Annotated in this window: 20 protein-coding genes; 4 read left to right on the plus strand and 16 right to left on the minus strand. The window is 34.9% G+C overall.

The features are described from left to right. Nucleotides 1-167 precede the first annotated feature (167 nt). Complete coding sequence (locus tag ACSV4D_RS05950; protein ID WP_439227500.1) at nucleotides 168-743, plus strand: DUF3667 domain-containing protein; 576 nt, start codon at nucleotides 168-170, stop codon at nucleotides 741-743. 128 nt (nucleotides 744-871) lie between these two features. Here the strand turns inward: ACSV4D_RS05950 and ACSV4D_RS05955 are convergent, their stop codons facing one another. The 6 genes from ACSV4D_RS05955 to ACSV4D_RS05980 form a co-directional block, all read right to left on the minus strand. Further along, nucleotides 872-1,396: a hypothetical protein gene (locus tag ACSV4D_RS05955; protein ID WP_408081822.1), complete on the minus strand. Its 525-nt coding sequence runs from the start codon at nucleotides 1,394-1,396 to the stop codon at nucleotides 872-874. An 88-nt stretch (nucleotides 1,397-1,484) separates the two neighbouring features. Next, nucleotides 1,485-2,564 carry a chorismate mutase gene (locus tag ACSV4D_RS05960; protein WP_408081821.1) on the minus strand — a complete coding sequence of 360 codons (1,080 nt, stop codon included), beginning with the start codon at nucleotides 2,562-2,564 and terminating at the stop codon, nucleotides 1,485-1,487. 54 nt (nucleotides 2,565-2,618) lie between these two features. Further along, nucleotides 2,619-3,476 (minus strand): prephenate dehydrogenase, encoded by an 858-nt coding sequence (locus tag ACSV4D_RS05965; RefSeq protein WP_408081820.1) that lies wholly within the window; start codon nucleotides 3,474-3,476, stop codon nucleotides 2,619-2,621. A gap of 4 nt (nucleotides 3,477-3,480) precedes the next feature. Continuing rightward, on the minus strand, nucleotides 3,481-4,626 hold the full coding sequence (locus ACSV4D_RS05970) for a pyridoxal phosphate-dependent aminotransferase (RefSeq protein WP_439227501.1): 1,146 nt from the start codon (nucleotides 4,624-4,626) through the stop codon (nucleotides 3,481-3,483). Nucleotides 4,627-4,706: 80 nt separating this feature from the next. Further along, nucleotides 4,707-5,534, minus strand: a complete 828-nt coding sequence (locus ACSV4D_RS05975) for a prephenate dehydratase (protein WP_439227502.1) — start codon at nucleotides 5,532-5,534, stop codon at nucleotides 4,707-4,709. 259 nt (nucleotides 5,535-5,793) lie between these two features. Continuing rightward, nucleotides 5,794-6,804 carry a M20/M25/M40 family metallo-hydrolase gene (locus ACSV4D_RS05980; protein WP_439227503.1) on the minus strand — a complete coding sequence of 337 codons (1,011 nt, stop codon included), beginning with the start codon at nucleotides 6,802-6,804 and terminating at the stop codon, nucleotides 5,794-5,796. A gap of 36 nt (nucleotides 6,805-6,840) precedes the next feature. On the opposite strand from ACSV4D_RS05980, the gene gldA reads away from it, so the two are divergent. Beyond that, nucleotides 6,841-7,737, plus strand: coding sequence for a gliding motility-associated ABC transporter ATP-binding subunit GldA (gene gldA / locus ACSV4D_RS05985; RefSeq protein WP_408081816.1), 897 nt, complete (start codon nucleotides 6,841-6,843; stop codon nucleotides 7,735-7,737). 121 nt (nucleotides 7,738-7,858) lie between these two features. After that, entirely contained in the window at nucleotides 7,859-8,260 is a 402-nt protein-coding gene (locus ACSV4D_RS05990; protein ID WP_439227504.1) for an energy transducer TonB, read from the plus strand. 187 nt (nucleotides 8,261-8,447) lie between these two features. On the opposite strand, the gene metF is transcribed toward ACSV4D_RS05990, so the two are convergent. The 10 genes from metF to ACSV4D_RS06040 all read right to left on the minus strand — a co-directional run bounded on the left by metF (nucleotide 8,448) and on the right by ACSV4D_RS06040 (nucleotide 21,507). After that, nucleotides 8,448-9,401: a methylenetetrahydrofolate reductase [NAD(P)H] gene (gene metF, locus ACSV4D_RS05995; protein WP_439227505.1), complete on the minus strand. Its 954-nt coding sequence runs from the start codon at nucleotides 9,399-9,401 to the stop codon at nucleotides 8,448-8,450. A gap of 124 nt (nucleotides 9,402-9,525) precedes the next feature. Further along, a complete protein-coding gene (gene metH / locus ACSV4D_RS06000) occupies nucleotides 9,526-12,207 on the minus strand; it encodes a methionine synthase (RefSeq protein WP_439227506.1) in 2,682 nt (893 codons plus the stop codon). Nucleotides 12,208-12,441: 234 nt separating this feature from the next. Beyond that, entirely contained in the window at nucleotides 12,442-13,188 is a 747-nt protein-coding gene (locus ACSV4D_RS06005; protein ID WP_439227507.1) for a hypothetical protein, read from the minus strand. A gap of 36 nt (nucleotides 13,189-13,224) precedes the next feature. After that, a complete protein-coding gene (locus ACSV4D_RS06010) occupies nucleotides 13,225-14,274 on the minus strand; it encodes a homocysteine S-methyltransferase family protein (RefSeq protein WP_439227508.1) in 1,050 nt (349 codons plus the stop codon). 249 nt (nucleotides 14,275-14,523) lie between these two features. Then, nucleotides 14,524-15,576 carry an NAD(P)/FAD-dependent oxidoreductase gene (locus ACSV4D_RS06015; protein ID WP_408081810.1) on the minus strand — a complete coding sequence of 351 codons (1,053 nt, stop codon included), beginning with the start codon at nucleotides 15,574-15,576 and terminating at the stop codon, nucleotides 14,524-14,526. Between the two features lie 107 nt (nucleotides 15,577-15,683). Beyond that, entirely contained in the window at nucleotides 15,684-16,304 is a 621-nt protein-coding gene (locus ACSV4D_RS06020; RefSeq protein ID WP_439227509.1) for a precorrin-2 dehydrogenase/sirohydrochlorin ferrochelatase family protein, read from the minus strand. A 10-nt stretch (nucleotides 16,305-16,314) separates the two neighbouring features. Then, nucleotides 16,315-18,405 carry a nitrite reductase gene (locus ACSV4D_RS06025; protein WP_439227510.1) on the minus strand — a complete coding sequence of 697 codons (2,091 nt, stop codon included), beginning with the start codon at nucleotides 18,403-18,405 and terminating at the stop codon, nucleotides 16,315-16,317. A 67-nt stretch (nucleotides 18,406-18,472) separates the two neighbouring features. After that, nucleotides 18,473-19,717 carry a sulfate adenylyltransferase subunit 1 gene (locus ACSV4D_RS06030; RefSeq protein ID WP_408081807.1) on the minus strand — a complete coding sequence of 415 codons (1,245 nt, stop codon included), beginning with the start codon at nucleotides 19,715-19,717 and terminating at the stop codon, nucleotides 18,473-18,475. 97 nt (nucleotides 19,718-19,814) lie between these two features. Continuing rightward, the gene (gene cysD, locus ACSV4D_RS06035) at nucleotides 19,815-20,714 is read right to left on the minus strand and encodes a sulfate adenylyltransferase subunit CysD (RefSeq protein WP_408081806.1); all 900 of its coding nucleotides are present in this window, start codon (nucleotides 20,712-20,714) and stop codon (nucleotides 19,815-19,817) included. Between the two features lie 91 nt (nucleotides 20,715-20,805). Further along, nucleotides 20,806-21,507 carry a phosphoadenylyl-sulfate reductase gene (locus ACSV4D_RS06040; protein WP_439227511.1) on the minus strand — a complete coding sequence of 234 codons (702 nt, stop codon included), beginning with the start codon at nucleotides 21,505-21,507 and terminating at the stop codon, nucleotides 20,806-20,808. 307 nt (nucleotides 21,508-21,814) lie between these two features. Between ACSV4D_RS06040 and ACSV4D_RS06045 the strand changes: the two genes are divergently transcribed. After that, nucleotides 21,815-22,597 (plus strand): sulfite exporter TauE/SafE family protein, encoded by a 783-nt coding sequence (locus tag ACSV4D_RS06045; protein ID WP_439227512.1) that lies wholly within the window; start codon nucleotides 21,815-21,817, stop codon nucleotides 22,595-22,597. Nucleotides 22,598-22,621: the final 24 nt, after the last annotated feature.

Genomic DNA, 22,621 nt, shown 5'->3' on the forward strand with positions numbered 1-22,621 from the left:
GACTTTGGTAACAATATCTTACTCAATAATATAATTGATAAACAATGGATGTAATATGCAAAAACTGTGGTCAAATTTACACTGGACATTATTGTAATAATTGTGGACAGCCCGCAGCCACACATCAATTAAATTCTCATTTTTTATGGTAAGAAATCCGACGCAGCTTGCTACATTTTGATATTGGAATTTTATACTCTGTCAAACAACTATTCACAAGACCTGGTCATTCTATAAGAGAATTTATTGAAGGAAAGCGTGTTAGACATTTCAAACCCATTTCTTTAGTTCTTTTAATGGCAACATTATATGGTTTTTTGTATCATTATTATAATATTAGATTTTCAAACACTACTTCTGGAACGGGTGTGGATTCTGCTGAATTTAATAACTGGATGGGTAGTCATTATGCTTGGGTAACACTTTTGACTATTCCGCTTTACACTATTGGAACCAAGATTGCTTTTAAAAAACAACGTTATAATCTAGTTGAATATTTCATTCTTAACACCTACATCGCCTCTCAAAGGCTAATCGTTCATATTGCCCTATTCCCTTTACTTTATTTTTACAATGGAACGAGCACAATGAGAACTATTACTCTAATTATTTACATTATTGATACGGTATTCATTTTTTGGGTTAATGGACAATTTTTTAATAATTTAAGCCTGAAAAGAACATTCTTATTGACTTTATTAGGCCAATTATTATTTTTAATTAGCTTGACTATAACAATTTAATATCTATTTTTATCTACGAAGCAGTAATAAACTAAGCTTTTCAATGAAAATTTAGCATAAAAAAATCCCTTTAACTTTTTTAAGTCAAAGGGATTTCTGCTTTTATGAATAAAAAATACTGTACCAAATTAGTACTTATACCCAATACCTTTTTTAATAGCCTGAGAACCACCTAATTGATTAGAATTAAAACCAACCGTCGCTTTATCAGCGGTCATTAATATAAATGGGCAACCAACAATTGCAGCTGCTTTTTTTAATTTCATTTCCGCTTTTTTATCTGCCGTATTTCCAGTATGATAATTAATCAAACCTGTTTTACCTCTAACTTCTTCTCCTTTTTTAAGACCAGCTGCATATCCTTTATCTTCTAAAATAACTACTTTTTCCCAATCTTCTTCTCCTTTAATCTCAATTTTATCCGTAATATTCTCTACACGACCACTTTTTCCATAGACAATTTTTTCAACTGCATATTTGCTTAAAGTATTTTCAGCATCTTCTCCGTCATATTTAAACACAATTGTATATTCTTCAAGTTTTACAACTTTTCCGTTCACAGTTTCTCCATTGTGTTTTGTAATCACATCATTCTGAGCATTCATAACATTTAAACCTAAAATCAAAGCACCGACTAGTAAAATTCTTTTCATAGTTATTTTTTTAATTATTTGACAATGCAATGATACAAAAAAACCTACAATCACTTGTAGGTTTTTTATAAATATGATTAAAATTCAATTATCCGTTGATAATTTTTTCCTGGTGTTCAATACTTTCCTGGTGAATTGATTTGAATAATTTAGTAATAAATTCTTCTGACAATCCTTTTTTAGAACCTTCTGCCACCATTTTCTCCTGGATTTCATTCCAACGGTTGTTTTGCAACACAGCTACATTGTTCTCTTTTTTCACCTGACCAATTTCGTCAGCTACTTTCATTCTTTTTCCTAAAAGCTCTAATAAATTAGCATCTAAAACGTCGATGTTAGCTCTTAATTTTGTCATTTTATTTTCAAAATCGCTATCTCCGCTTACTTTTCTAATTTTTAAGTCTTTCAGGATTTGTTTTAACGCATCTGGAGTAACTTGTTGAGCAGCATCAGACCAGGCGTTATCCGGATCAATATGCGTTTCGATAATCATACCATCATAGTTCAAATCCAAAGCTTCCTGAGTTACTTCAAGAATCATGTTACGGTTTCCAGTAATATGAGATGGATCGATGATTAATGGTAAATCAGGGAATTTATTTTGCAATTCGATAGCAATTTGCCATTCCGGAATATTTCTGTATTTTGTTTTCTCATAAGTAGAGAAACCTCTGTGAATAACTCCTAAATTTTTGATACCAGCCATGTGTAAACGCTCCACACCACCTAACCATAAAGCCATATCAGGGTTTACCGGGTTTTTAACCAATACAATTTTATCAGTACCTGCTAATGTATCAGCAATTTCCTGAACTGCAAATGGGTTCGCTGTTGTACGAGCTCCAACCCATAATACATCGATATCATATTCTAAAGCTAATTTACAGTGAGCAGCAGTAGCAACCTCAGTTCCCATCAACAATCCTGTTTCTTCTTTAGCTTTTTTCAACCATTTTAATCCTATTTCTCCAATTCCTTCAAATCCTCCCGGACGAGTTCTTGGTTTCCAAATTCCTGCTCTAAAAACGCTTACGTCAGAATTTTTCAATTCGTGAGCAATTTTCAATACTTGCTCTTCTGTTTCAGCACTACAAGGTCCTGCTATCACAAATGGATGATTCAATTTGAAAGCATCCAACCAATTTCTCATTTCTTTCTTGTTTTCCATTTTTTTTAATTATTTATTTCCTTTTTTTATTGTGTTGTTTTTATTTTCTGTTCTCTATTTTTTAACGCTTATTCCGTTTAATATTTCTCTAATTTTATTTACACTGGCCATTTCATCATATATCGCTTTGTAATCATCCTGAGCTAATAAATCTCTAAATTGTGACAGATTAGAAATATACTCTTCTAATGATTCCAAAACCTGAGCTTTATTTTGTTCAAAGATTGGTGTCCACATTGCCGGTGAACTTTTGGCTAATCGCACCGTACTTTCGAAACCGGAACCCGCCATGTCAAAAATATCCTGTTCGTGCTTTTCTTTTTCAATTACCGTCTTTCCTAACATAAAGGAACTGATGTGCGATAAATGCGAGACATAAGCAATATGTTTATCATGTGATTTTGGATCCATATAACGTATACGCATTCCCAGATTTTTAAAAACTTCTAATGCTTTTTCCTGTAACTTGAAAGCCGTTTTTTCTACTTCGCAAATGATATTTGTTTTATCTCTGAACAAATTTCTCAATGCTGCCGAAGGCCCTGAAAATTCCGTCCCTGCAATAGGATGAGTTGCAATAAAATTTCTTCGTTTAGGATGATTTGCTATTGCTTTGCAAATTGGATTCTTTGTCGAACCCACTTCTAAAACAATGGCGTTATCATCAACCAAATCCAGCACTTGAGGTAATAAACTAATAGCAACATTTACAGGAACCGAAACAATTACAAAATCAGCCTGAGCTAAATCTTCCATTGTAGCCGCAACATCAATAACACCTAACTTCAATGCTTGTTCAACATGGTTTTCATTAGTGTCTATTCCGTAAATTGTAGCTTCAGGATAAAGTGCTTTGATGTCTAAAACCATCGAACCCCCTATTAATCCTATACCTATTACAAATACTTTCATTTTATTAAAATCTGTCTATTGCTTCCTGTACTTTTTCTTCTTTTACACATAATGCAAATCGAATATATCCTTCTCCATTAGAACCAAAAATAGTTCCCGGTGCAATAAAAATATATTTCTCATGCAAAATCTGATCAATGAATTGCTCCGCTGATTGTATTCCTTCCGGCAATTTAGCCCAAACAAATAATCCAACACCTTCCTTATATACTTTACAACCTAGTTTTTCAGCCAATTGCTCGGTTAAAACACGGCGTTTTTTATACATTTCATTCATGGAATCAAACCATGATTGAGAGCTCTTTAATGCTTCGATAGCGCCTTTTTGAATTCCATAAAACATTCCGCTATCCATATTACTTTTAACTCTTAAAACAGCATCGATTAAATCCGCATTTCCGGAAACCATTCCTACACGCCATCCTGCCATGTTAAAAGTCTTGCTCAAAGAATTTAACTCTAAAGCTACATCCTTAGCTCCTTCCACCTGCAACAAACTCATAGGATTGTCGTTCAAAACAAAACTATACGGATTGTCATTTACTAACAATATGTTGTGTTTTTTAGCAAATGCTACTAACTTTTCAAATAAGTTTAAACTTCCTCTGGCTCCTGTAGGCATGTGAGGATAACCTATCCACATTAACTTTACCTTAGATAAATCTAATTGTTCTAAAGCTTCAAAATCAGGTTCCCAGTTATTACTTTCTTTTAAATCATAATAAACAGCTTTTGCTCCTACTAAATTCGTTACCGAAGTATAGGTTGGATAACCCGGATTAGGAATCAAAACCTGATCACCTTCATTTAAGAAAGCTAATGAAATATGCATAATTCCTTCTTTCGAACCCATCAAAGGTAAAATCTCTGAATTAGGATTTAGATCGACATCAAAATTATTCTTATAAAAATCAGCTATGCTTTTTCTTAGCTCAGGTAAACCCTGATAGCTTTGATAACCATGTGCATTTTCATCTTGTATTGCTAATGCAACCGCATCAATTACAGCCTTTGAAGGGGCTAAATCCGGACTTCCAATTCCCATATTGATAATTGGTTTTCCTTCTGAAGCCAACTGCCTTACTTCTCTCAATTTTGATGAAAAGTAGTATTCCTCAACTGTATTTAATCTATTTGCTGTTGTAATCATTTTATTCTCTTGATATTGAACTATTCCCGACATTCCTGAATCGATAATCTGCTTTGCTTTATTTTTTAAATCAAAAATAATTAAGGCTTTGTGTTTCTGTACTCTCCCAAAACTTTAAAATATTCTGCCATTATTGCTAACAATGATTTTGCTTTAGCATAATCTTCATACTTTTCAAAAGTAACATCCACAAAAAAGGAATACTTCCAGGGCGTTTCAATTTTTGGCAACGACTGAATTTTAGTCAAATTCATTTTACAATCACTCATCACATTCAAAACTGCCGCTAAACTTCCGCGTTTATGATCCAGTTCAAATTTTAAAGAAGCTCTGTTAATTTCGTTTTCCGGCACAAATGAATTCTCCTTTTTTATAATAACAAAACGCGTCATGTTATTTTTTATCGTTTGAATCTCCGGAGCTAAAATCTCCAAATCATACATTTCAGCTGCTGTTTTACTTGCAATTGCAGCCACTCCTTTTAGCTGTTTTTCCTGAATTCTGCGAGCCGTTTCTGCAGTATCTTTATCTTCAACTAATTTGATGTGCGGATATTTTTTCAGGAAATCCATACACTGCAATAACGCCATTGGATGCGAATAAACTTCTTTGATGTCTGAAATATCCTGTCCTTTTAAAGCCATCAGATTTTGATGAATTCTTAAATAATGCTCCCCAATAATATGTAAATTATTCTTGTCAATTAATGCATAGTTTGGAATAATTGGACCTGCGATAGAATTTTCTATAGCCATTACAGCCTGGCTTGATTTACCAGACAAAAGGCTGTCTACTAATTCATCAAAAGACAGACACTCATCTACCTCTACATTTTGCTCATAATATTCCTGAGCCACCTGATGATGAAAAGAACCTAGTATACCTTGTATCGCAATTTTTGTTTCCATTTAATCAAAAAAAAATCCTGATTTTCATCAGGATTGTATATTAGTTTTATTTGTTTTTTATTATATTTTCAAATTACCATAGCACAATCCTTATCTCTCGCTAAAGAAATAAAAAGAAAAGCTAAAATAGAAACGGTTATTTGACATCTTAATTAAATATTATTCTCTCGAATGATTATTTTTAACGCTGGCAAATATATAACATATTTACAATTGCACAAAAAATATTTTTGTTTTTTTTTTCAAAAAAACAAAAAAGCTATTTAATCACTCTCGAAGGAGTATCTTCTCCCCTAATAATACTTGTTGAACTTGTAGCTATAGCTTTAATTATCTCAGTCATATTATTTAAGTCCAATGTCTCAACCTCATCCGACAACTGATGATAATTAGGTTCCACATCCATTTTAGAAGTAGATATCGTATGCGCGGGCACTCCTAAAGCAGCTAATCTGGCATTATCTGAACGATAAAATAAATTCTGACTTGGGTACGGGTCCGGATTAAAATTAAAATTAGAACCTTTTAAATTTCGCTGTAAAATCTTTCCGAAATCTGATTTTTCAAAACCTGTTATATAAGCAGAATTTTTTCCCCACTTACTTTCAGTACCAATCATTTCAATATTAAACATAGCAACTACCTGTTTCGGATTAATATTATCAGAAAAAAACTTTGCCCCAAAACCACCTACTTCTTCTCCGGTAAAAGCAACAAAAATAATTGTCCTTTCATTTTGATTATTTTCTTTAAAATATTTAGCCAATGCTATTACTGCAGTAGTTCCGGAAGCATCATCATTTGCTCCATTATACACTTTGTCTTTTCCCTTTCTCTCCAAACCCAAATGATCATAGTGTGCTGAAAAAACAACATATTCTTCCGGTTTGGTTCGACCTAAAAGCACTCCAATGACATTATTTGCTTTTTTACCTTTTACATTAAACTCTTGTCGATAATTCTGCAAATCTCCATAAAAAGAAAGTCCTATATTTTTAAACTCATCTTCAATAAAGACAGATGCTTTTTCTATGCCTGGAGTAAAAATTGCTCTCCCCTCCATTTCATCTGCGGCTAATTTTGTTTCGATTCTAACAACATTATTTTTGTCAATCGTTGGCTGAATTTGCGCTTGAGAAACACACCCTAAAAAGAGCCCTAATAAAATACTAGTTTTTTTCATATGTAAATTTAAGAAGTGATTATTGACAACATTCAAATATAGGAATCCAAACAATACATTTTTAAAATTCTTAAAATAATAATTCAAACAAATTTCTGTTTACTTTTGCAAACAAAAAAGAGCATGTCAATAGAAGTAAAAAATATTTCCAAAAGTTATGGCAACCAAAAAGCTTTGGACAGCATTTCATTTACTATAAAAAAAGGAGAAATTGTAGGCTTTCTGGGACCAAATGGAGCTGGGAAATCAACCTTGATGAAAATATTGACCACTTATCTTGCCGCCGATGAAGGAAATGCTTTAGTAAACGGACAGGATATAATCACTAATCCAAAAGCGGTTCAGCTTTCTATTGGCTATCTACCGGAACATAATCCGTTATATCTGGATTTATACGTGAGAGAATATCTGGCTTTTAATGCCGATGTTTACAAAGTTTCCAAAAATAGAATTGATGAAGTTATTGCGTTAACAGGATTAAACCAGGAAGCTCACAAAAAAATAGGCCAACTTTCTAAAGGCTATCGCCAACGTGTAGGATTAGCGAATGCTCTATTGCATAATCCTGATGTATTAATTCTGGATGAACCTACAACCGGATTAGATCCAAACCAATTATTAGAAATACGCAACGTTATTAAAAATGCAGGAAAAGACAAAACCGTTTTTCTTTCTACGCATATCATGCAGGAAGTAGAAGCCATTTGCGACCGTGTTATTATCATTGACAAAGGAAAAATTGTTGCCGATAAAAAATTAGACTATTTAATCTCCGAAGACAAACAACAAATCATTGAAGTCGAATTTGATTATAAAATCGAAGAACAAGCCATTGCTAAAATTGAAAATTTAGTCTCTTTTAAAAATACGCACGACATGACTTGGCAACTCACATTCCAATCCGAAAAAGACATGCGCCCAGCTGTTTTCGACTTTGCCACTGCCAATGGTTTAAAAACATTACAACTGAACCAAAAGAATAAAAACCTAGAAGCTATTTTTAGGGAAATCACTAAGTAAGCCGGCAGATTTCAGATAGCAGTCAAAGTTTACAAACAAAAAAAATAAGCATACTTTTAATTGAAGTAATAAATAATTCAAAATAAGGAATATATTTATAAAAAAATTAAAAATCTTTTAAATGAAAAACTTTTTACTACTAGCAGTTTTATTTTTTTCGATACAATTAGGCTACGGACAAGAAAGAACAATACATCCTAATCAGAATTCTCTCTATAATTCGGCCGGAATAGACGTAAAACCAGATTTCCCCGGAGGAATCAAAAAGTTTCACAAGTACGTTGCAAAAAATTACATAACCCCTGGTGAAGCTAAAGAAATAAAAGGAAAAGTATATGTAACTTTTGTAGTTGAAGTAGACGGAAGCCTCTCTGATATAAAGGTTTTACGAGATCTAGGCTTTGGTACAGGAAAAGAGGCAATTCGTGTTTTAGAACAAAGTCCAAAATGGATTCCGGGACAAAAAAAAGGAATGCAAGTTAGAACTCTTTTTAGTTTACCGATTTCTATTAATGGATTTTAATTTAAAAAAAAGATTTCTTAATTAACTAAAAAAGCATCGTCTCTTGTGGAAACAATGCTTTTTTTTGACATAAAACCAACTGTTTTTGTATAAAATCAAATGCCCTAGCGCAGATAGCAGTAAAAATCCTTTTCTTATCTCTTTTTGGAGATAAGAAAAGATTGTAACGAATAGCTGGATAAAGCTCCTAAAAAATCGCGCTTGCTATTTTATGAATATTATCTGACTTACCCATTGAATAATAATGCAGACAAGGCACGCCAAATTCAATTAATTCTTTTGACTGCTGAATAGCAAACTCTACCCCTATCTGACGAACAGCAGTATTGTCTTTTGCATTTTCAATTTCGCTAATCAGACTTTCAGGCATATCCAGCCAAAAAACCTGTGGCAATAACTGCAAATGACGTTTTACGGCTACTGGTTTAATTCCCGGAATAATAGGTACGGTAATTCCGATAGCACGAGCCGCTTCAACAAACCTGAAATAACGCTGATTATCAAAAAACATCTGCGTTACCACATAATCAGCACCGGCATCTACTTTTTCTTTCAGTCTTTTCAAATCGGCTTCTAAACTTGGTGCTTCAATGTGTTTTTCAGGATAACCTGCTACACCTACACAAAAATCAGGCGCATTAGCAATAGGTAATTCTCCATGTAAAAACTTACCGGCATTCATTGCCTTAATTTGTTTTACTAAATCTACAGCGTATTGATTTCCACCAATGGCAGGTTCAAAATATTTTTCACCTTTCATTGGATCTCCACGCAAAGCCACTAAATTATCAATGTTTAAATAATGACAATCTACTAATAAATATTCAGTTTCTTCTTTGGTAAAACCACCACACAATACGTGTGGAATAGCATCCACACCATATTTATGCTGGATAGAAGCACAAATACCAACTGTTCCCGGGCGCATACGTGTAATTCGACGGTCAAAAAGCCCGTCTTTTTCAATATACACATACTCTTCTCTCGAAGTCGTTACATCAATAAATGGCGGTTTAAACTCCATTAATGGATCAATATTTACGTATAAATCATTGATGTTACTTCCTTTTTGAGGCGGTACAATTTCAAAGGAAAATAATGTTTTTCCCTTTGCGTTTTCTATATGCTGTGTTACTTTCATTTTTCCTCCCCCAACCCCTCCGAAGGAGGGGAGACTGGGTGTTGTTATTTAATTGAACAATTATTTTTTCCTCATCGACTCATCGACTCATCGACTCCTCCCCTTTGGGGAGGCTGGGTGGGGATTAATCTGCTATATTAGGACTCAACCATCTTGTGGCTTTGTCTGTTGAAATACTTCTGCGTTTTGCGTAATCAATCACCTGATCTTCTTTGATTTTCCCCAATCCGAAATACCTGCTTTCAGGATTAGCAAAATAATACCCCGATACCGAAGCTGCCGGCCACATGGCCATACTTTCGGTCAAAGTTACACCAATTTCTTCTTCTACTTTTAACAATTTCCAAATGGTTGGTTTCTCTAAGTGATCCGGACAAGCCGGATATCCAGGTGCCGGACGAATTCCTGCATACACTTCTTCAATCATGGCTTCCGTTGTTAAAGACTCATCCGGTGCATAACCCCAAATTTCTTTACGGATTTGCTCGTGTAAATATTCCGCAAATGCCTCCGCCAGACGATCTCCTAAAGCTTTGACCATAATCGAATTGTAATCATCCAGATTATCACGGTATTCATCAGCCCATTCGTCAACTCCAAAACCTGTTGTTACACAAAAAGCGCCCATATAATCCGTTACTCCATTATCTTTTGGCGCAATAAAATCGGCCAAAGCGATATTTGGCGCTCCTTTAGTTTTTTGTGCTTGCTGACGCAAAGTCAGGAATTTTTCTAACTCTTTTCCGTTTTCGTCATACAATTGAATATCATCATCATTTACTTGGTTTGCCGGATATATCCCGTAAATTCCTTTAGCAACGAATTTTTTCTCTTTCAAAATCACTTCTAACATGGCTTTTGCATCAGCAAAAACTGAAGAAGCTTGTTCCCCCACTACTTCATCCGTTAAGATTGCCGGATATTTCCCGAACAATTCCCAAGTTCTAAAAAACGGTGTCCAGTCAATATAAGGTACTAACACATCCAAATCTACCTCGAAACTTTTAGTCCCAATGAAATTTGGTTTTTTTGGCGTATAGTTTGCCCAATCCAACTGTAATTTATTTTTACGGGCGTCTTCTATACTCAGGAAATTTTTATCTCTCGAACGATTCAAAAACTGCTCTCTAAACGCATCGTATTCTTCACGAATTCCAGCCGTATAAGTTTCTTTATTATGATCTAATAAATTTCCTGCAACGGTTACCGCTCTCGATGCATCGTTTACGTGAATTACGGTTGCTTTGTATTGTGGTGCAATTTTCACAGCAGTATGCGCACGCGAAGTGGTTGCTCCACCAATCATTACTGGTATTTTCATGTCTCTTCTATCCAATTCTTTGGCAAGAAATACCATTTCGTCCAACGAAGGCGTAATCAAACCGCTCAAACCGATAATATCTACTTCATGTTCTAATGCAGCAGCAATAATTTTTTCCGGAGCTACCATGACACCAAGGTCAATGATTTCATAATTATTACAAGCCAATACCACCGAAACAATGTTTTTCCCAATATCATGTACATCTCCTTTTACGGTTGCCATTAATATTTTTCCATTCCCTTCTTTGTCTCCTACCTGTTTGGCCGCTTCAATAAATGGCAGTAAATAGGCCACCGCTTTTTTCATGACACGTGCCGATTTTACTACCTGTGGTAAGAACATTTTTCCGGAACCAAACAAATCTCCAACCACATTCATACCTGCCATCAAATTGATTTCGATAACCTCAATTGGTTTGGCTGCCGCTAGTCGTGCTTCTTCTACATCTTCTTCAATAAAAGTATCAATACCTTTTACTAAAGAGTGGGTGATTCTTTCCTGAACAGTTCCAAAACGCCATTCCTGCACTTCCTTTTCATTTGTTTTAGGACCTCCTTTTACATTCTCAGCAAAATCCAGCAAACGTTCCGTAGCATCATCGCGTCTATCTAAAATCACATCTTCTACATGTTCTAATAAGTCTTTTGGAATATCATCATAAATGGTCAACATTTCCGGATTAACAATTCCCATTGTCATTCCGTTTTGAATGGCATGGTACAGAAAAACCGAGTGCATGGCTTCACGAACTACATCGTTTCCTCTAAAAGAGAAAGACACATTACTCACACCACCACTAATGTGCGCGTGCGGTAAATTCTCGCGAACCCACTTCGTTCCTCTAAAGAAATCCAAGGCATTCAAACGGTGTTCTTCCATTCCTGTTGCCACCGGAAATATATTCAAATCGAAAATAATATCTTCAGGCGGAAAACCAACTTTGTTTACCAAAATATCATAGGAACGTTGGCAAATCTCTACTCTACGGTCGTAATTATCCGCCTGACCTACTTCGTCAAAAGCCATGATAATTGCCGCTGCACCGTAACGCTTGATTAATTTAGCATGATGAATAAATTGTTCTTCGCCTTCTTTCAACGAAATTGAATTTACCACACATTTTCCTTGTGCTACTTTCAACCCCGCTTCAATAATATGCCATTTAGAGCTGTCAATCATGATAGGCACACGGGCAATATCCGGTTCGGCAGCAATTAAATTCAGGAATTTCACCATCGCATATTCACCATCAAGCATTCCCTCATCCATGTTGATATCGATGATTTGCGCTCCACCTTCTACCTGCTGTCTGGCGATATCTAAGGCTTCATCGTATTTCTCTTCTTTTATCAAACGAAGAAATTTACGAGAACCTGTTACATTGGTACGCTCTCCCACGTTTACAAAAACACTTTCCGGCGTAATAATCAACGGTTCCAATCCCGATAAAACTAAATTTTTTCTTGCTTCTGCTTCTGCCATTTTTTTATTTTATTTTTATTCGTCCAAGTCATTGCGAGGAACGAAGCAATCTCACTATCTGTATTCTCATTTTGTCATTCCTACGAAGGAGGAATCGCATCCTTTGCTCTCGTTATGTGATTCCTCCTTCGTAGGAATGACACAAACTGAACTTTTTTTATTCTCTGTGCGGGCACGGATTCCAAATCCGCGCTATCGGGAGTTGCAAAACCGAGCTATATATTAAATAAACTTTTAAGCTGGTAAAACACATAAAGTTAAATCCATTGCATGTTCATTTTTATAATCTGATTCGGGAGTCCGAACATGAACAAGTATATTTACAAAACTGCCTATTAAATTTGGCGTTATTACAAAGCGAAACTTGTTTGACTTTTGCACCAATAGAAAATCTGATCCTAATGCAGATAAACAATATTCAATTTCTCTATCTTTAGGATCGTTAGCTTCAATATTTATTTCATACTCATCTCCTTCTCGTAATATAGGCCGCTCACTTCTTTCTAAAATTGATTTTCCCCAAGAATTTCCAAGATTATCAGTAATACGGACTATTTCAATAAAAAAATCTTCTTTCATGTTATTCTTATTATGAAATATTGTAATAGTATTTTTCAAATCCATTACTATTCCTGACAATAAATTCTCTTGACTTTTAATCAATTGTCTACCATGAGCAATAGTATTTCTGTACTTTTCAACTTCTTGAAAAAAAACTAACCACCTTTTTTTATCATTTAAAACAGGTAAAAAACTTTCCCAATTCTTATCTATAATTGTTTGCAAATCATAAAAATCAGAATAAAAAATTATCCTATTTTCAAAAAGAATTCCATTATTTTTTTTCTGTTCAATATTTCTCTTTTCAATCCATTGATTAATTCTATTCTCAGTAACCTTATACTTTCCTACATCCTTATCCCCACCTCCAAGAATATTTATAATTAATCTTCTTAGCGTATTTTCATACTCATTTATCATACAAATACATTTAGAAAAGATTAATAAAATGGCTCACTACAAACTCGCCGTCGATACTCTTGGCTTATACTCACTTGCAGCTTCTGCAATCAAACGGATATGATCTGGGGTTGTACCGCAACAACCACCAATGATATTTACCAAATTATCTTCTAAATATTCTTTAATAAAAGCCTGCATCTGCTCTGGTGTTTCGTCATATTCCCCAAAGGCATTTGGCAATCCGGCATTAGGATGTGCTGAAACATTAAAAGAAGTATGCGAAGACAGGGTTTGCAAATAGGGTTTTAACAAATCGGCACCTAAAGCGCAATTGAAACCAACACTCAACAACGGAATGTGTGAAACCGAAATCAAGAATGCCTCTACTGTTTGTCCTGAAAGCGTTCTTCCTGAAGCATCGGTAATGGTTCCAGAAACCATGATTGGAATATCAATTCCGCGTTCTTCTTTTACTTCTTCGATGGCAAAAAGTGCTGCTTTTGCATTTAGTGTATCAAAAATGGTTTCAACCAATAATAAATCACTTCCTCCATCCATCAGCGCCTCTACCTGTTGTTTGTAAGCAATACGCAAATCATCAAAAGTTACCGCTCTGTATCCAGGATCATTCACATCTGGAGACATAGATGCCGTACGGTTTGTTGGTCCGATCGAACCCGCTACAAAACGAGGTTTCTCCGGATTTTTGGCGGTGAATTCATCGGCTACTTCACGCGCAATTTTTGCCGACTCGTAGTTTAACTCATACACCAAGTCTTCCATGTGATAATCGGCCATACCGATTGTTGTGCCTGAGAACGTATTGGTTTCCACAATATCGGCTCCTGCTTCAAAATAAGCAGCATGCACCTCAGCAATGGCTTTGGGTTGCGTAAGCGACAATAAATCGTTGTTTCCTTTTAGGGAATGCGGAAAATCTTTGAAGCGTTCGCCTCTAAAATCTTCTTCCGAAAAATTGTAGCGTTGCAACATGGTTCCCATGGCTCCGTCTAAAACGAGTATTCTTTTTTTGATTTCTTCCTGAATATTCCCCCTAACCCCCGAAGGGGGAACTCCTGTATTGTCTTTTAAATCTTTTGTCATCAGTTGTTATTTTTTAACCCCCAAGGATTTAGTAAATTAAATACTAATCAAAACTTTACATTCCCCCTTTGGGGGCTAGGGGGATTTTGGAAATGCAAAGTAAAGCAATAGCCTTACCACTTGCAAGTGTTTTTTTTCAGGTCACTTAGTTGCTTAGACCCTAAGATTTTAAGTCATTTAGAAACTAAAAAGGTTCTGAGTTACTAAAAAAACTTAGCAACTCAGAACCTCAGTATCAGTAACTTTATTTTAGTTAATCGCTTTTACGACTGCTTTAGGTGCTTCTTTACGAGTTCCGTCAAATCCATCCACTCCTGATACAGTTGTGTATTTCAACACATAACGTTTTCCTGGATTAATGATTTGGTATGCCGCCTGACACATTAAAGTAGCTTCGTGGAAACCACAAAGGATTAACTTTAATTTCCCTGGGTACGTATTGATATCTCCGATAGCGAAGATTCCGGGAATATTAGTTTGGTAATCCAAAGCATTATTTACTTTAATCGCGTTTTTCTCGATTTCTAATCCCCAATTTCCGATAGGTCCTAATTTAGGCGTTAATCCGAAAAGTGGAATAAAATAATCGCAATCAATTTTACGGTGTGCTCCGTTTTCATCTAAATCGATAGATTCTACGTGCTCCGCTCCGTTGATTCCCACTACCTCAGCAGGAGTGATCATACGGATTTTTCCGGCATCTTTTAATTCCTGTACTTTTTCAACAGAATCTAAAGCACCACGGAATTCATTACGACGGTGAACTAAAGTCACTTCTGAAGCTACATCAGCTAAGAAAATACTCCAGTCTAAAGCAGAATCTCCTCCTCCGGCGATAACTACACGTTTGTTTCTGAATTCTTCCGGGTTTTTAATAAAGTATTTTACTCCTTTATCTTCGTAAAAATTGATTCCGTCAATTAATGGTTTTCTTGGTTCAAAACTTCCTAAACCACCTGCAATAGCAATTACTTTAGCATGAAATTCTGTACCTTCATTAGAAGTTACGATAAAAGTACCGTCTTCTTGCTTTTCGATTGTTTCAGCGCGTTCTCCCAAAGTAAAACCTGGTTCAAACTGCTTGATTTGTTCCATCAAATTATCCACTAAATCTCCAGCTAATACTTCTGGAAAACCCGGGATATCATAGATTGGTTTTTTAGGATACAATTCAGCCAATTGACCACCTGGTTGTGGCAATGCATCTAAGATGTGGCATTTTAATTTTAACAATCCTGCTTCAAAAACGGCAAATAAACCAGTTGGACCGGCTCCTATTATAAGGATATCTGTTTCAATCATTTTCTATTTATTTATAATCATTCTTAATAACTGCAAAGAAACGAAAAAAAATCAAATCTATTAGCTGATTTATACCATTCGTTTTTTTACAAATTACACTTTACTATTTATTTTTTTAATGATTGAGTAATCTCATTCATTTTTTGAACCTTATCTTCAAAATCTCCTTTTAAAGTTTTGCGATACTCATTTAAGTTTTGTACCATTTTATTAATATCCTCCGGAATCACTTCCTCAAAAAACTCTCTCAGGCGTTTTGCTGTTGTAGGTGACTTTCCATTGGTAGAAATAGCAATTTTCACATTGCCTTTGGTTACAATTCCACCTAAATAATAATCACATAAATCCGGTGTATCAGCGATATTGCAAATCAAATATCTTTTTCGCGACAACTCATACACCCGTTTATTTACTTTTAAATCATCAGTACAGGCAATGACCATATGGCGCTTTTTTAGCATTTTTTTCCTGAATCTTTTCTGAGTCAGTTTTACGGAAGTATGTGCTTCGGCAAGACTAACTAATTCTGGTAAAAAACGGGGAGCAACCACTTCGACATTTGCATTAGGACTAGACTTAAGCAAGAAAGACAGTTTTTCTAAACCTACATTTCCTCCACCAACAATAAGTACGCTAAGGTTGTGTAATTTTAAAAATACCGGATACAATTCATTACGCTCTTGTGCTGCTGATTGTAAACCACTCTCTGTTGCATCTTTCTTGCTCATGATATTTTGATTATGCTTTTGCTAAATCTGCTGCTCTGTATGCTTCTAATTTTTCAAAAAACGTAATCGCTTCCTGAATGTATTGTTTTGCGAAAGCTTCTGTTGGTTCATTTTTATTGATTTGGTACACTAAATCTTTGAAAGAAGATCCCAATTCAATTTTATTTGCATCAACAAAAACAGTGTCAAATGAATCAACGATTCCAGCGTGTGTATTTGTTTTTTGTTTTTCAGCTAACAATAATGCTTTAGCTCCATTTACAAATCCGGCATAAGCTAAGTAAATAGCATCTGACCATTTATTTTCACTCAAGACTGCATTAGCAGAATCTATTTTTTCTTTAGCTTCGAATAACAAAGTCGCTACTAAGTCGATCACTACACCGGCACATTCTCCAACACCAACTGCTTTTACGTAGTTATCTGCATTACCCCAATCCACAAAATCTTCTTCGGTAAGATTAGTAACATCTGCTAATGGTTTTAAGAATTCGTAGAAATACTTTTCACCTTTAGCATCATAATAATCAAGAAACTTCGCTCCATTAGCATTTGCTTCAAAATCATTTAAAATTAAACGCAAAGCTTCTGGTCCACGACGGCTAGGAATTTTGATTACCTTATCGGCAAAACGACCATTTCCGTTTGTTAAATTTCCACCACCTAATAATACTTGTAAAGCTGGTGCTACTAGTTTCCCTGCATTGATAGACATTCCCTGGAAACCAATTTCAGCCATGTTGTGTTGCCCACAAGCATTCATACAGCCACTAATTTTAATAGCAATTTCGGTGTTATTAAGATATTGTGAGTATTCTGTTTTCAACACTCTTTCTAATTCATCAGCAATACCAGTACTACTTGCAATCCCTAAATTACAGGTATCAGTTCCAGGACAAGCTGTAATATCACCAATTGTGTTGTATCCTAAATTAACCATATCTAATTTGGCTAATTCCTGATAGAAGAACGGTAAGTTTTCTTCTTTAATATTACGGATTACAATGTTTTGACGTAATGAGAAACGCAATTCATTAGCTCCGTAGTTTTTGATCAAATCAGCTAATAATCTTGCTTTGTCAATATAAAAATCTCCTAAAAGCACTTTTACACCAATAGCCACATAACCTGCTTGTTTTTGCGCAATAACATTTGATTTTTTCCAAGCTTCAAAAGCTGTTACATCTTCAATAGTAACTGTTGGTACTTCTAATACAGGTTCCGTAATAGGTCCTTCAAAAGCTGCAGTATCTATTTCATAAGAATGAAATGGTAACGCTTTTTTCTCTTCTTCAACCAAACGCAAGAATTCATCACGACCTAGGTCTTTGATTAAGAATTTCAAACGTGCTTTTAGACGTTTTGCTCTTTCTCCATAACGGTCAAAAATACGAATTACACCTTCGGCAGTTGGAATAATTTGGTTTACAGGCACAAATTCAGAAAGTAATTCGGCATGAGAAGGTTGTGAACCTAAACCACCACCTAACATGATTTTGAATCCTTTTTGTCCATCAACAATTCTAGGAATAAATCCTAAATCGTGTAAATAACTCAAAGCCGTATCCTTCTCAGAAGATGAGAACGAAATTTTGAATTTACGTCCCATTTCCTGACAGATAGGGTTACGCAATAAATATTGGAATAAAGCGTGAGCATAAGGGGTTACATCAAATGGTTCATCCACATCCACACCTGCTAATTCACTTCCAGTAATATTACGAACGGTGTTTCCACAAGCTTCTCTTAATGTAATATCGTCTTTAGCCAAATCTGCCCAAAGTTCAGGAGTTCTGTCCAAACTTACATAGTGAATCTGGATATCCTGACGCGTAGTTATGTGTAAACGACCTGTAGAATATTTTTCTGAAACATCAGTAATTCTTCTTAATTGCTCGCTCGTTACTTTTCCGTAAGGCAATTTAATACGAATCATTTGCACTCCTTCCTGACGTTGCCCGTAAATACCGCGAGCTAAACGAAGACTACGAAAACGCTCGTCATCAATTTTTCCGCCACGGAATGCATGTATCTTTTTTTCTAAATCGATAATTTCCTGTTGAACTATCGGATTTTCTATTTCTGTTCTAAAACTTTCCATTTCTTTTACTTTTACCATTCACCGCTGTCATCAGCTTGAAGAATGGTTGTTGTTTTTAAGGCTAAAATTATCTAATAAACCCTACTCCTGCAGTTGTATTAGTATTAGGATCAATCAAAATAAACGCTCCATTTGACTTATTCTCTTCGTAAGTATCAAAATATAAAGCTTTACTTAATTTAATAGTTACCTCACCAATTTCGTTAATAGCTAATTGGGAAGCCGGAGTAGTACCTGAATAATCAGTAGCAATTATATTATTAATACTATCCACTTTTGCTAAAACTCTGTTCGTATTGTGTTGAATCAGATATTTAGTTCCAGGAACTAATTTTTTGCTGTCCATCCAACAAACCGTTGTTGTAATGTCTTTTTCTATCTTTGGCAACTCATCTGATTTTACAATCATATCTCCTCTGGTCACATTGATGTCATTTTCTAACTCAATAGTGATTGAAGAACCTGCAACTGCTTCGTCAAATTGCTGATCAAAGAAACGAATGTTAGATACTTTAGATTCAGTTAAAGATGGCAATACTGTTACAGCATCTCCCACTTTGATATTGTTTCCGTATAATTTTCCGGCATAACCTCTAAAATCGTGGTACTCTTCCGTTTTAGGACGAATAACTGTCTGAACCGGGAAACGTGTTTTACCCGTATCATAAATATCTTTTGACTCTAAAGCTTCTAAATGCTGTAAGATTGTTTGTCCGGTATACCAAGGCATTTTCCCTAATGAATCCACAACATTATCACCTGTTAATGCACTTAAAGGAATATAGCTTACATTTTGCTCTTTATAATCGCTTTTTTCATTCAATGCCTGGAAATCAGCTTTGATTTTATTGAATACTTCCTCAGAATAATCCACTAAATCCATTTTGTTTACAGCAACTATAACATCTTTTACTCTCAATAAATTATTGATAAAAAAGTGACGGTACGTTTGCTCAATTACTCCTTTACGGGCATCAATCAAAATGATAGACACCTGAGAAGTTGAAGCACCTGTAACCATGTTACGAGTGTATTCTACATGACCAGGAGTATCGGCGATAATATAACTCTTCTTAGCAGTAGAAAAATAAATATGGGCTACATCAATAGTAATTCCTTGTTCTCTTTCAGCAACTAATCCATCAGTCGCCAATGAAAAGTCTAAATAATCATAGCCTTTTTGTTTACTGCTTTTTTCAATTGCTTCTAATTTATCGGTAGTTAAAGATTGTGTATCGTATAATAATCTCCCGATTAATGTACTCTTTCCGTCATCTACACTTCCTGCCGTTGCTATTTTTAAAACTTCCATTTTATATTTTTTGTTTCAGGTTTAAAGTTTCAAGTTCTAAAAACTCCTTTCCTTAAATCTTTTAATTTTTAAATCCTTAAATCTTTCAATTACTATTTTAAAAGTATCCTTGTTGTTTTCTTTTTTCCATTGCAGCCTCAGAACGTTTGTCGTCAATACGTGCTCCACGTTCTGAAATAGTAGAAGCTCTGATTTCACCAACAACTTCAGAAATTGTGGCAGCGTAAGAATCCACCGCAGCGGTACAACTCATATCTCCAACAGTTCTAAAACGAACAATTCTCTCTTCAACAACCTCATCCTCATCCTGATAAACAAATGGAGAATGTGACCAAATCATTCCGTCTCTTATAAACACTTTACGTTTGTGTGAAAAATAAATGGATGGAATCTCAATTTGCTCTTGCTCAATATAACTCCAGACATCAAGTTCTGTCCAGTTTGAAATAGGGAACACACGTACATTTTGCCCATTTTCAATTTTTCCGTTTAACAAATCAAACAATTCAGGACGCTGATTTTTTTCATCCCACTGACCAAAATCATCACGAACAGAGAAAATACGTTCTTTCGCTCTGGCTTTTTCTTCATCACGACGCGCTCCACCAATACAAGCATCAAATTTAAACTCTTCAATAGCATCTAAAAGTGTTGTAGTCTGCAAACTGTTTCTGCTGGAATATTTTCCGGTTTCTTCAACTACTTTTCCTTCATCAATAGCATCCTGAACATTTCGAACGATTAATTCCAATCCCAGTTCCTCTACTAATTTATCTCTAAATGCAATAGTTTCCGGAAAGTTATGTCCTGTATCAACATGTAATAACGGAAAAGGAATTTTAGCCGGAAAAAAAGCTTTTTGCGCTAATCTCACTAATGTAATAGAATCTTTCCCTCCGGAAAAAAGCAGTACTGGCTTTTCAAATTGAGAAATAACTTCTCTGAATATGTAAATCGCTTCGCTCTCTAAAGCATTTGTTTTTAAAACTGAACTCATTTTTTTAATTTAAAAATTGAAAGATTTAATGATTATAAAATTCTCTGCATTCTAAAATCTATTCTCTTTATTCTGTTATCTTTTCTCTTTATTATTTTCCGTGCAAACCACACTCTTTATGACTTTGTTCCCAGTACCATCTTCCCGCTCTTATATCTTCACCCGGCGCTACAGCACGTGTACAAGGAGCACAACCAATACTTATAAAACCTTTTTTGTGCAGACTGTTTTGTGGAACATTATTATCATCAATGTATTTTTGAACTTCCTCTAATGTCCATTTTAATAATGGATTGAATTTTACGAGGTCAAAATTAGCATCATATTCAAACAAATGCAAATCGCTTCTGTTTTCTGACTGCTCTGCTCTTAAACCCGTTATCCAGATTTTATTTCCGGCTAATGCTTTTTTCAACGGCACTACTTTACGGATAAAACAACATTCTTTTCTGTTTTCAACAGACTCAAAAAAACTATTAGGCCCTTTTTTCTCTAACAATTCCTCTACCGCCTTGGCTTCCGGAAAATACACTTTAATAGGTAATTTGTATTTTTTTTGTGTTCTGTGAAAAACATCATAGGTTTCCTGAAAAAGACGACCGGTATCAAGAGTAAAAATAGTTATCGGAGCCTGACTCTTTGCAATTATTGCGGTTATCACCTGATCTTCCTGACCAAAAGAAGTTGAAAAAACCACCTGATCTTTATATTCATTAGCCAAAAAAGCAAAAGTTTCCTCTATAGAGAAATCTTTGGTTTTTTCTAACAATGCCTGAACTATAGCTGTACTCATTTTATTTTTATTTTAATCCAAATCTATTACCCTATCGGTTTAGTAGATTACTCCGCAAAAGTACTACTTATTTCGAAATTACAAAACAATATCACAGTTTTTTTAATATTGAAACTCAATAGGTATCAACACATTAAATCTTCAGCACATCTAAACAATACTATTTTTGACTTTTATTACTTTACACAGCTTATAAAAATGGGAATTTTAGATATTAATTGGTTCGATTCTAAAATATTTTTACAAACTCTACTTCGCCTATAGGATTATTATAAAATAATTGTATTTTTGTCAAAAAATTTAATTTATGGATTTTCAAATAGGTTTAGTTATTGCTGGTTTGGTCGTGGGTTTTGTTGTTGGACTCACTGGTGTAGGCGGAGGCTCTCTGATGACTCCTATCTTACTATGGTTCGGAATCCCTCCAACAACCGCCGTTGGAACCGACTTATTATATGCAGCATATACTAAAATGGCCGGTGTATTTGTACACAATAAAAAAAAGAACATCAACTGGAAAATAACCGGGTTTTTATCTTTAGGAAGTATTCCCGCAGCTCTTTTAACTTTATGGATATTAGACAATATAAAAACAGATGTAACAACGATAAACCAGGTTATCAAATACAGTTTAGGATGGGCGCTGCTATTTACGTCAGTAGCTATTTTATTCAAAACAAAAATTGCTAAATTTTCAAAAAAACATGCCGGAGATAAGTTTCATCATGAGAGCAAAACGCAAAATATATTAACTATTGCCATTGGAATCATGCTGGGTGCGACAGTAACATTAACCTCTATAGGAGCCGGAGCATTAGGGACGGTAACTTTATTTTTCCTGTATCCGCTTTTACCAACTCCAAAATTAGTTGGTACCGAGATTGCTCATGCCGTACCTTTAACTCTTGTTGCAGGTATAGGACACGCCTCAATGGGAAATATGGATTATTTATTATTAGGACAATTATTAATGGGATCGCTTCCGGGAATTTTTGTAGGAAGTATGTTAAGCGGAAAAATCCCTGACTTATACCTAAGAAACGCCATAGCCATCATGTTGTTTTTTGCAGGATACAAATTAATTTTCTAAATAGGAAAATCAATTTACAGAAAA

Source organism: Flavobacterium sp. ARAG 55.4, assembly GCF_051846875.1.
Classification (GTDB): domain Bacteria; phylum Bacteroidota; class Bacteroidia; order Flavobacteriales; family Flavobacteriaceae; genus Flavobacterium; species Flavobacterium plantiphilum.